The organism is Cellulomonas triticagri (assembly GCF_003696205.1).
GTDB lineage: Bacteria > Actinomycetota > Actinomycetes > Actinomycetales > Cellulomonadaceae > Cellulomonas > Cellulomonas triticagri.
Window position 1 is genome coordinate 1 of record NZ_RFFI01000134.1, and the last position, 10,105, is coordinate 10,105.

A 10,105-nucleotide genomic window follows, 5' to 3' on the forward strand; every position below is an offset into this window, starting at 1 on the left:
ACCCGGGCGGCCTGCGCCGCCGCCAGGCGGACCGCCCGCGACCACCCCCGCACCCGCCGGCCGCGCGACGCCGACCGAGGCGCCGCGCGAGGTCGCCGCACGACGACGAGGCCGTCACCCGTGGGTGACGGCCTCGTCGCGTTCCGGACGACCTCGGGCTACCGGCTCAGGAGCGCGTCCACGAGCTCGGCGACGCGGTCCGCCGCGTCCGCGACCGGCACCTGCTCGGCCTGGGAGCCGTCGGTGGCGACGCGCGGGCGCACCTCGACCACGCCGTCGGCGAGGCCCCGGCCGACCACGACCGTGAGCGGCACGCCCAGCAGCTCGGCGTCGGCGAACTTCACGCCGGGCGAGACCTTGGGGCGGTCGTCGTAGAGCACCTCGATGCCCCGGGCGTGCAGGGTCTGGGCGATCGACTCGGCGGCCTCGAACACGGCCGCGTCCTTGCCCGTCGCGACGACGTGCACGTGCGCGGGCGCGACCCCGGCGGGCCAGGCGAGACCGCGGTCGTCGTGGTTCGCCTCGGCCAGCGCGGCGAGCACGCGGGTGACGCCGATGCCGTAGGAGCCCATGGTGACGACCTGGGTCTTGCCGTTCTGGTCGAGGACGGTCAGGCCGAGGGCCTGCGCGTACTTGCGGCCGAGCTGGAAGATGTGGCCGATCTCGATGCCGCGGGCGAGCTCCAGCGGGCCGGAGCCGTCGGGGGCCTCGTCACCGGCGCGCACCTCGGCGGCCTCGACGGTGCCGTCCGCGGTGAAGTCGCGCCCGGCCACGAGGTCGAAGACGTGCTTCCCGTGGACGTTCGCGCCGGTGATCCAGCGGGTGCCCTCGACCACGCGCGGGTCGAGCAGGAACCGCACGGCGGTGCGGCCCTCGGCGTCGAGCGCGAGGCCCTGCGGGTTGGGGCCGAGCGCGAGCGGGCCGATGTAGCCCTTGACGAGCTCGGGGTGCGCGGCGAAGTCGGCCTCGGTCGCGGTCTCGACCTCGGCGGGCGCCACCGACGCCTCCAGGCGCTTGAGGTCGACCTCGCGGTCGCCGGGCAGGCCGACGACGAGCAGCTCGCGCTCGCCGGTGGGCTGCACGAGGGCGAGCACGACGTTCTTCAGGGTGTCGGCGGCGGTCCACGCGCGGTCGGGGCGGGCGAACCGCTCGTTCGCGACGGCGACCAGCGAGTCGATCGTCGGGGTGTCGGGGGTGTCCTCGACGTGGCTCACCGGGGCGTCGTCGTACGGCAGCGCCGGCGGCACCACCGTGGTGACGGCCTCGACGTTGGCCGCGTAGCCGCCGGGCGAGCGCACGAACGTGTCCTCGCCGATCGCCACCGGGTTGAGGAACTCCTCGGACCGGGAGCCGCCCATCGCGCCGGACGTCGCCGCCACGATCACGTACTCCAGGCCGAGGCGCTCGAAGATGCGCTGGTACGCGGCGCGCTGCGCCTGGTACGACGCCTCCAGGCCCTCGTCGTCGAGGTCGAAGGAGTAGGCGTCCTTCATGACGAACTCGCGGCCGCGGATCAGGCCCGCGCGCGGGCGCGCCTCGTCGCGGTACTTGGTCTGGACCTGGAACAGCGTCAGCGGCAGGTCCTTGTACGAGGAGTACAGGTCCTTGACCAGGAGCGTGAACATCTCCTCGTGCGTGGGCGCGAGCAGGTAGTCGTTCTCGCGGCGGTCCTGCAGCCGGAACAGGTTCGGACCGTACTCCGTCCAGCGACCGGTGGCCTCGTAGGGCTCGCGCGGCAGCAGCGCCGGGAAGTGCACCTCCTGCGCGCCCGCGGCCTCCATCTCCTCGCGCACGACCCGCTCGACCTTGGCCAGCACCTTCAGGCCCAGCGGCAGCCACGTGTAGATGCCGGGGGCGGCGCGGCGGATGTAGCCCGCGCGGACGAGCAGCTTGTGGCTGGCCACCTCCGCGTCGGCCGGGTCCTCGCGCAGGGTGCGGACGAACAGGGTGGACAGGCGTAGCAGCATGGGCCTGAGCCTAGTGGGAGTGCCGGGTGTCGGACGCCTGGGCCACCATGGGGGCATGCCGGAGCTGCCCGAGGTCGAGTCGCTGGTCGGTTTCCTGCGCGGGCGCGCCGTCGGGCGCACCGTGACGGGGGTCGAGGTCGGGGCGATCAGCGCCCTGAAGACGTTCCGTCCCGCGCCGCAGGACCTCGTGGGCGGCACGGTCGTGTCGTCCGAGCGGCACGGCAAGTGGCTGGACCTCGGCGTCGCTCCCCCGGCGGCGGGCGGCGGGGCGGGCGAGACGCTGCACCTGGTGTTCCACCTGGCCCGCGCGGGGTGGCTGCGGTGGTCGGAGTCGCTGCCCGCCACCCCGGTCCGTCCGGGCAAGTCGCCGCTGGCGCTGCGGGTGCGGCTGGACGACGGCTCCGGGTTCGACCTCACCGAGGCGGGGACCCGCAAGCGCCTCGCGGTGCACGTCGTCACGGACCCCGCGCAGGTGCCGCCGGTCGCGACGCTCGGCGTGGAGCCGCTGTCCCCCGAGTTCACCCCGGAGCGCCTGGCGGCGCTGATGTCGTCCCGCAACCAGCAGATCAAGGGGCTGCTGCGGGACCAGGGCACGATCGCCGGCATCGGGAACGCGTACTCGGACGAGATCCTGCTGGTCGCCCGGACCAGCCCGTTCGCGCTGACCCGGTCGTTCGACGCCGACGCCGTGGCCCGGCTGCACGCCGCCACGCTCGGTGTGCTGCGCGAGGCCGTCGCCACCGCCGCCGGCCGGCCGGCCGCGGAGCTGAAGGACGCGAAGCGGCGCGGGATGCGGGTGCACGGGCGCACCGGCGAGCCCTGCCCCGGATGGGACGGGACGCCCTGCGGGGACACGGTGCACGAGGTGTCGTTCGCGGACTCGTCGCTGCAGTACTGCCCGACCTGCCAGACGGGCGGCAAGCCGCTCGCCGACCGGCGGATGTCCCGGCTGCTGCGGTAGCCGGTGCCCCGGGCGGGCCTTCACGAGGCGCGCACACGATCCTGCCGCGAGGCGCACGCCGTCCGCCTGCGGCCCGACCACGCGCTGCCTAGCCTCGGAGGATGGCCACCTCCACGACCCGGCACACCCGTGCCGTGACCAAGCCCGTGCGCCACGCCCGCCGACCCCGCGCGAGCCGGCGCGTCGCCCGCACCGCGGCGATCACCGTCGGCGTGCTCGCGCTGTCCGGCACCACCGGTGCCGCGGCGCTGTACGCGCAGGTCCAGGGCGGCATCGACGTGGCCGACGTGGACCAGTTCCTTGGCGACGACCGGCCCGCCGCGGCCGAGGAGGCGGCCCCCGTCGACGGCTACGCCGGGCGCCCGATCAACATCCTGGTGATGGGCACCGACGTGCGGGACGGCGAGAACGCGGCGCTGGCCGGGGACGTGGACGGCATGCGCTCGGACACGACGCTGCTGGTGCACCTGTCCGCGGACCGCAGCCGGGTCGACGTGGTGTCGATCCCCCGGGACTCCCTGGTCGACATCCCGTCCTGCACGCTGGAGGACGGCAGCACGACCGATCCGCGCGCGTCGCACATGTTCAACGAGGCGTTCCAGGTCGGTGCCGGGACGACCCAGAACCTCGCCGCCGCCGCGGCGTGCACCCGCCTGACGTTCGAGCAGGCGTCGGGCCTGCGGACGGACGAGAGCATCGTCGTGAAGATGGACGGGGTCCGCGACGTGATCGACGCGCTCGGCGGCGTGCCCATCGACCTGCCCGAGGCGATGGACTCCCCCAAGGCGGGGCTCGACGTGCCCGCCGGCCAGCAGGTCTTCGACGGCACGACGGCCCTGGCGTTCCTCCGGGCCCGGACCGGTACCGGCAACGGCCTGGAGATGGGCTCGGACCTGGCGCGCATCGAGCGGCAGCAGCAGCTGATCGACGCGCTCGCCGCGCAGGTGCAGAGCACGAACCTGCTGACCGACGCGGGCACGCTGCTGCCCGTGCTGACCAGCGTCACGCGGTCGCTGTCGATCAGCTCGGGCCTCGCGGACGTGCGGGACCTCGCGGGCCTGGCGCTGACGCTGCGGGACGTCGACCCGGCGACGCTGAGCCCGGTCACGGTCCCCGTGATCGACTCCCCGGTCGAGGCGGGCCGCGTCGAGTGGACGGCCGCGGCGGACGACCTGTGGGCCCGGATCGCGGCGGACCAGCCGCTCACCGACGCCGCGACGACCGACCCCACCGGTGCGGCGACGGGCGCGGCGACCGGGGCCTGACGCCTCGGTGTCACACCGAACGGCCCGGTGTTACACTTCCTGACATGCCCACCACCCGGCCCCGGCACGCGATCACCGAGACCCGTGAGGTCGCGCACGCCCTCGACCTGGCACGCCGACGGTGGCCCGGAGAGCCTCCGTCGCGGTTGCTGGCCCACCTCATCGAGACCGGCGCCGAGACGGTGGCCGCCGAGGAGGAGCGCGCCGGTGGCGAGCACCGGCGCGCCGTCGCCGGGCTGACCGCGCTGGCTCCCCACTACCCCACCGGCTACCTCGACGAGGTCCGGGAGGGGTGGGACGCGTGATCGTCGTCGACGCGAACGTGGTCATCGCCGCCTCGACGCCGGACCACGTCCACCACGGCCGTGCGCGCGACATCCTCGTCGAGCACGGCAGCGACGGCGTCGTGCTGCACTCGCTCACGATGGCCGAGGTCCTGGTCGGCCCGGCACGGGCCGGGGCGCAGGACGCGGCTCACGCGGCGTTCGAGGCCGCGGGCCTGCGCAGCTCGCCCACCACGGACCCCGGACCGATCGCGCTGGCGGTCGTCCGGGCGCAGGCCGCGCTGACGATGCCCGACGCGTGCGTCCTCGCGACCGCGGAGCACGTCGGCGTGCCCCTCGCCACGTTCGACGCCCGACTCGCCCGCGAGGCCGCCGCACGCGGAACCGCCGTCATCGGCCTGACCGGCTGACCCTCAGAACAGCACGGTCGCGTACGTCCCGACCTGCCGGAACCCCACCGCGCGGTACGCCGCCAGCGCCCGCTCGTTGTACCCGTTCGCGTACAGGGACACGGTGCCCGCGACGTCGCGGCGCGTGGCGGTGACGACGGCGGCCATGCCCGCCTCGGACAGGCGCTCGCCGCGCCGCTCCGGGTCGACCCAGACGCCCTGCACCTGCGCGACCCCGCCCGCGACGGCACCGAGCTCGGCCTTGAACACCACGCGCGGCCCGGCGGGTCCGTCCTCGACGCGCACGAACGAGCGTCCCTCCCGGACCAGCGACCGCACCCGGGCCTCGTACGCGCCGCCGCTGCCGACGACCGGCGAGTACCCGACCTCCTCGGTGAACATCCGCACGCACGCGGGCAGGACGATCGGGTACTCCTCGGGCGTGGAGCGGCGGACCGCCGGGTCGGCGGCGACGGACGGCTCGTGGTCGAGGACCATCGACGGCTGGTCGGCGCGGATCTCCCGGACGGCGCCCCAGGACGGGGCGAGGCGGTCCCAGAGCCCGAGGACGGACGGGGCGTCGCCGACGACGGACGAGCAGCGGCGGCCGAGCGCGCGCCCGAACGCCGCGAACGCGTCGAGGGCGTCCTCGCGCACGGCGGGGTCGGGGACGACGGGCACGACGTTGGCACCCGCCCAGCAGACCGCCAGCAGCTCGCCGTCGACCTCGTAGCCCCACAGCAGCCCGCCGACGCGGTTCAGGCCGACGGCGGCCGCCTGCTCGAGCCGGGTGGTGGCGAGGACGGACGCCACGGGATCGCGCCCGCAGACGGCGAGCGCCCGGGGCAGGTCGTCCTGGCCGAGCAGCCGGCCCGCGCCCGGCCCGGCGCGCAGGTCGCCCGCGGCGACGTCCTCCCACAGCCCGCGCACGACGGCTCAGCCCACCGTCACCACGGGGCCGCCACCCGTCGCGGCGTCGGTGGGGCCCATCTCGTCGGCGAGGCGCATCGCCTCGTCGATCAGGGTCTCGACGATCGCGGACTCGGGGACGGTGCGGATGACCTGGCCGCGCACGAAGATCTGGCCCTTGCCGTTGCCAGACGCGACGCCGAGGTCGGCCTCGCGGGCCTCCCCCGGTCCGTTGACCACGCAGCCCATGACGGCGACGCGCAGCGGGACCTCCATGCCCTCCAGCCCGGCGGTGACGCGCTCGGCGAGCGTGTACACGTCGACCTGCGCGCGCCCGCAGGAGGGGCAGGACACGATCTCGAGCTTGCGGGGCCGCAGGTTGAGCGACTGCAGGATCTGGATGCCGACCTTGACCTCCTCGACCGGCGGCGCGGACAGGGACACCCGGATGGTGTCGCCGATGCCCTTGCTGAGCAGGGCACCGAACGCGGTCGCGGACTTGATGGTGCCCTGGAACGCCGGGCCGGCCTCGGTGACGCCGAGGTGCAGGGGCCAGTCGCCGCGCTCGGACAGCAGCTCGTAGGCGCGGACCATGACGACGGGGTCGTTGTGCTTCACGGAGATCTTGAAGTCGTGGAAGTCGTGCTCCTCGAACAGCGACGCCTCCCACACGGCGGACTCGACCAGCGCCTCCGGGGTGGCCTTGCCGTACTTCGCGAGCAGGCGGGGGTCGAGCGACCCGGCGTTGACGCCGATGCGCAGCGACACCCCGGCGTCGGACGCGGCGCGCGCGATCTCCTTGACCTGGTCGTCGAACTTCCGGATGTTGCCGGGGTTGACGCGCACGGCGGCGCAGCCCGCCTCGATCGCCGCGAACACGTACCGCGGCTGGAAGTGGATGTCCGCGACGACGGGGATCTGCGACTTGCGCGCGATGGCGGGCAGCGCGTCGGCGTCGTCCTGCGTGGGCACGGCGACCCGGACGATGTCGCAGCCGGCGGCGGTCAGCTCGGCGATCTGCTGCAGGGTGGCGTTGACGTCGGACGTCAGCGTCGTGGTCATGGACTGCACGCTCACCGGCGCGTCGCCGCCGACGTCGACCTTGCCCACGCGGATCTTGCGGGTCGGGCGACGCGGCGCGAGCACGGGGGCGGGGGCCTCCGGCATGCCGAGGCTGATCGGGACGCTCACCCGGTCATCATCGCACCGCGACCCCGGCCGCACCCGTGGACGCGCGCGACCGGCCCCGGCCGGGCCGGAACGGGGCTCAGCCGAGCGAGATCGGCGCCACGATGTCCGCGTAGACGAGCAGCAGACCCATCCCGCCGAGCAGGACGAACACGCCGAGAGCGAGCGGCTGCAGCCGGGCGGCGTCGGCCGGGCGCGGGCGGGGCAGGCGGCGCAGGCGCGCGACCTGGCGCTTCAGACCCTCCCACAGCGCGGCGGCGACGTGCCCGCCGTCGAGCGGGACCAGCGGCACGAGGTTGAACACGAACAGGGCGATGTTGAGGGAGGCGAGCAGCTGCAGCATGGCGGCGACGCGCTCGGCGACGCCCACGCCCTCGACGTCGGAGGACGCGACGTCGCCCGCGAGCCGGACGATGCCGACCGGGCCGAGCACGCTGTCGGTGGACCGCTCGGCACCACCGAAGGCGCTCTGCGCGATGCCGACGAGGTTGGTCGGCAGCGTGAGGATGGCCTTGCCGGTCTGCCAGACGGCCTCGCCGGTGAGGGTCACGACCTCCGAGACGGGCTGACGCTGCAGCTCGGTGCCGGGGCTGATGCCGAGGAACCCGACCTGCGTGGTGACGACCTCGCCGTCGTCGCCGACCACGGGTGCGCCCGCGTCGTCCAGGACGGGCCGCTCCGCGACGACCGGGGTGACGCGCAGGTCGAGGCGCTCGCCGTCGCGCTCGACCACGACCGGCACCTCCTGGGCGCCGGTCCCGCGGATCATGCCGCTGAGCTGCTCCCACGACTCGACCGCGACGCCGTCGTACGCGACGACGGTGTCCCCCGGCTCGATGCCCGCGGCGGCGCCCGGTGCGGCCGGGTCGTCGGGGCCGCACTCCGTCGCCTGGGAGCCCACCGGCAGCACGCACTGGCTGACCGACGACAGGGTGGTGCTCGACGCCGGGGTGCCGATGCCGACCAGCGTGACCGCGAGCAGCACGACGGCGATGAGCAGGTTCATCACCGGGCCGCCGAGCATGACCACGAGCTTCTTCGGCGTGGACAGCCGGTAGAACGCGCGGTGGTCCTCGCCGGGGTGGATCTCCTCGGCGGACGCCTCGCGGGCGTCGGCGGCCATCCGGCTGAAGAAGCCGCGCACCGGCGGGTTCCCGACCGCCTCGGGCGTGGGGTACATGCCGATCAGGCGGACGTAGCCGCCGAGCGGGATCGCCTTGACGCCGTACTCGGTCTCCCCGCGGGTGCGGGACCACAGGGTCGGGCCGAAGCCCACGAAGTACTGGCTGACGCGGACGCCGAACTTCTTGGCGGGCACGAGGTGCCCGACCTCGTGCAGCGCGATGGACACGAGGATGCCCACCACGAGCACGACGACGCCGATCACGTAGGCCATGGAACTCCGATGCGGTGCGGGACCGGCGGCGGCCGGCTGGTGCGGGGCGGCTCAGGCGAGCCGGGACGACCCCTCATCCTGCCCCGTGAGGCTGGGTGGTGCCTGGACGTCACCCGCGTGGCCCACGACCTCGACCTCGACCCGGTCCCGACCGCCGCGCTTGGCGCGGTACATCAGCGCGTCGACGCGGGCGATGGCGGCGGTGGGCTCCTCGTCGGAGCGCAGCGCGGTGACGCCGAGGCTCGCCGTCACGTCGACCGGCACCTCGCGCCGCACCGCCGTCGGGACCGCCGCGCGCAACCGCTCCGCGAGCGCCGCCGCCCCGCCCAGGTCCATCCCGGGCGCCACGACGACGAACTCCTCGCCGCCGAGGCGCGCGACGAGGTCGCCGGAGCGCACGTGCTCCACCAGCGCGCGGGCGACGGAGACGAGCACCTGGTCCCCGACGGCGTGCCCGTGCACGTCGTTGACCGCCTTGAACCGGTCGAGGTCGAGGAACACCAGGGCGACGGGCAGCCCGGACCGCACGACGCGGGCCTGGTAGAAGATCTCCTCCTGCAGCCGGCGCCGGTTCGCCGCCCCCGTGAGCGGGTCGCGGGAGGCGATCTCCCGCATCGAGGCCGCCTCGGCGCTGGCGTGCTCGGCGACGAGGAACGCGCGCGAGGCGTGCTCCTTGGTGCGGGACAGCACCCACACCAGCGCGGCGAGCACCCCGAGGTAGACGGCGTACCGCAGCAGGTCGACGACGTGCTCGTCCCGGGTCGCCGTGGCGGGGCCGAGCAGCAGGCCGACCAGGCCCGCGCCGACGCCGAGGGCGACGACCGCCGCGGCGTGCCACGCGGCCCACCGCGTCGGGTAGACGAGGTAGCCGATGACCACGAACAGGGCGAGGCCCATGAACGTCGTCGGGAACAGCGCGGCCCACCCGCCGGGTCCGGCCGCGAGCCGCGTCGCCATCATCACGAGCCACAGCACGTCCAGCCCGGTCAGGACGAGGCGGGACACGGGGACGGTGGCCTCGGGCCGGCGCAGCACCACCCACCCGAACAGCAGCACGACCGCGAGCAGCACCGGGGAGATCCCGCGCACCAGGACGTCGTCCCACCGCAGCACCAGGACCGCGACGACCGCGACCGCGCCCACGGCGAGGCACACCAGCAGCACCCGGCGGATCAGACCGATCGTCGGGTCGCCCGAGCGCCGAGCCAGCGGCAGCTCGCGGGGCGGCGGGTGTGCGGACATCGGCGGGCGCTCCGGGGGGTCGGCGGGTCGTCGCACCGTACCGCCGGGACCTGAGCGGCGGCAGGGTTCCGGCGGGTGGGATGGTGGTCGCCGCCCTTGCGCCGGCGCGCCCCGGCGGACACGATCGGGCCAGGACGACGACGGACGGAGCCGGGTGGACGACGCGCAGGGCACGACCCGCCAGGACCCGCCGACCCTCGCGTGGCGGTCGGGCGGTGACCCGCACACCGCGTCGTTGTGGCTCGACGCGCCCACCGGACCGGCCTCGGAGCCGCTGGACGGGTCGACCACCGCCGACGTCGTCGTGGTGGGTGCCGGGCTCGCGGGGCTGTGGACCGCCTACTACCTGCTGGAGCACGACCCGGCGCTGGACGTGCTGCTGGTCGAGGCCGACGCCGTCGGGCACGGCGCGACCGGCCGCGCGGGCGGCTGGTGCTCGGCGGGCTCCCCCGCCGACGCCGCCGCCGTCGCGGACCGGCACGGCACCGAGGCGGCGGACGCGCT

General features: G+C 75.1%; 10 protein-coding genes. 5 read left to right on the forward strand and 5 right to left on the reverse strand.

Annotated features, from left to right (window positions below; translation table 11 throughout):
* Positions 1-158: 158 nt before the first annotated feature.
* On the reverse strand, positions 159-1,967 hold the full coding sequence (locus EBM89_RS17775) for a proline--tRNA ligase (RefSeq protein ID WP_122150972.1): 1,809 nt from the start codon (positions 1,965-1,967) through the stop codon (positions 159-161).
* A gap of 55 nt (positions 1,968-2,022) precedes the next feature.
* Between EBM89_RS17775 and EBM89_RS17780 the strand changes: the two genes are divergently transcribed.
* The 4 genes from EBM89_RS17780 to EBM89_RS17790 all read left to right on the forward strand — a co-directional run bounded on the left by EBM89_RS17780 (position 2,023) and on the right by EBM89_RS17790 (position 4,887).
* Positions 2,023-2,928 (forward strand): Fpg/Nei family DNA glycosylase, encoded by a 906-nt coding sequence (locus tag EBM89_RS17780; RefSeq protein WP_122150973.1) that lies wholly within the window; start codon positions 2,023-2,025, stop codon positions 2,926-2,928.
* A 101-nt stretch (positions 2,929-3,029) separates the two neighbouring features.
* Complete coding sequence (locus tag EBM89_RS17785) at positions 3,030-4,193, forward strand: LCP family protein (protein WP_147463609.1); 1,164 nt, start codon at positions 3,030-3,032, stop codon at positions 4,191-4,193.
* A 44-nt stretch (positions 4,194-4,237) separates the two neighbouring features.
* Entirely contained in the window at positions 4,238-4,498 is a 261-nt protein-coding gene (locus tag EBM89_RS21440; protein WP_158609714.1) for a hypothetical protein, read from the forward strand.
* Positions 4,495-4,887 (forward strand): type II toxin-antitoxin system VapC family toxin, encoded by a 393-nt coding sequence (locus EBM89_RS17790; protein ID WP_158609715.1) that lies wholly within the window; start codon positions 4,495-4,497, stop codon positions 4,885-4,887. The genes EBM89_RS21440 and EBM89_RS17790 overlap by 4 nt, the downstream gene beginning before the upstream one ends.
* Positions 4,888-4,890: 3 nt before the next feature.
* Here EBM89_RS17790 and EBM89_RS17795 read toward each other — a convergent pair whose 3' ends face one another.
* The 4 genes from EBM89_RS17795 to EBM89_RS17810 all read right to left on the reverse strand — a co-directional run bounded on the left by EBM89_RS17795 (position 4,891) and on the right by EBM89_RS17810 (position 9,601).
* Complete coding sequence (locus tag EBM89_RS17795) at positions 4,891-5,787, reverse strand: GNAT family N-acetyltransferase (RefSeq protein ID WP_233571834.1); 897 nt, start codon at positions 5,785-5,787, stop codon at positions 4,891-4,893.
* A gap of 15 nt (positions 5,788-5,802) precedes the next feature.
* Positions 5,803-6,966, reverse strand: a complete 1,164-nt coding sequence (ispG, locus tag EBM89_RS17800) for a flavodoxin-dependent (E)-4-hydroxy-3-methylbut-2-enyl-diphosphate synthase (RefSeq protein ID WP_122150976.1) — start codon at positions 6,964-6,966, stop codon at positions 5,803-5,805.
* Positions 6,967-7,042: 76 nt separating this feature from the next.
* Positions 7,043-8,359 carry a M50 family metallopeptidase gene (locus EBM89_RS17805; RefSeq protein WP_122150977.1) on the reverse strand — a complete coding sequence of 439 codons (1,317 nt, stop codon included), beginning with the start codon at positions 8,357-8,359 and terminating at the stop codon, positions 7,043-7,045.
* A gap of 51 nt (positions 8,360-8,410) precedes the next feature.
* Positions 8,411-9,601, reverse strand: a complete 1,191-nt coding sequence (locus EBM89_RS17810; RefSeq protein WP_122150978.1) for a GGDEF domain-containing protein — start codon at positions 9,599-9,601, stop codon at positions 8,411-8,413.
* A gap of 154 nt (positions 9,602-9,755) precedes the next feature.
* Between EBM89_RS17810 and EBM89_RS22255 the strand changes: the two genes are divergently transcribed.
* The coding region (locus EBM89_RS22255) for an FAD-dependent oxidoreductase (RefSeq protein ID WP_233571833.1) at positions 9,756-10,105 on the forward strand (350 nt) is incomplete at its 3' end.

Coding starts and splice junctions, on each gene's coding strand:
- EBM89_RS17785 (WP_147463609.1), top strand. CDS start 3,030: ATGGCCACCTCCACGACCCGGCACACCCGTGCCGTGACCAAGCCCGTG.
- EBM89_RS17775 (WP_122150972.1), bottom strand. CDS start 1,967: ATGCTGCTACGCCTGTCCACCCTGTTCGTCCGCACCCTGCGCGAGGAC.
- EBM89_RS21440 (WP_158609714.1), top strand. CDS start 4,238: ATGCCCACCACCCGGCCCCGGCACGCGATCACCGAGACCCGTGAGGTC.
- EBM89_RS17810 (WP_122150978.1), bottom strand. CDS start 9,601: ATGTCCGCACACCCGCCGCCCCGCGAGCTGCCGCTGGCTCGGCGCTCG.
- EBM89_RS17780 (WP_122150973.1), top strand. CDS start 2,023: ATGCCGGAGCTGCCCGAGGTCGAGTCGCTGGTCGGTTTCCTGCGCGGG.
- EBM89_RS17805 (WP_122150977.1), bottom strand. CDS start 8,359: ATGGCCTACGTGATCGGCGTCGTCGTGCTCGTGGTGGGCATCCTCGTG.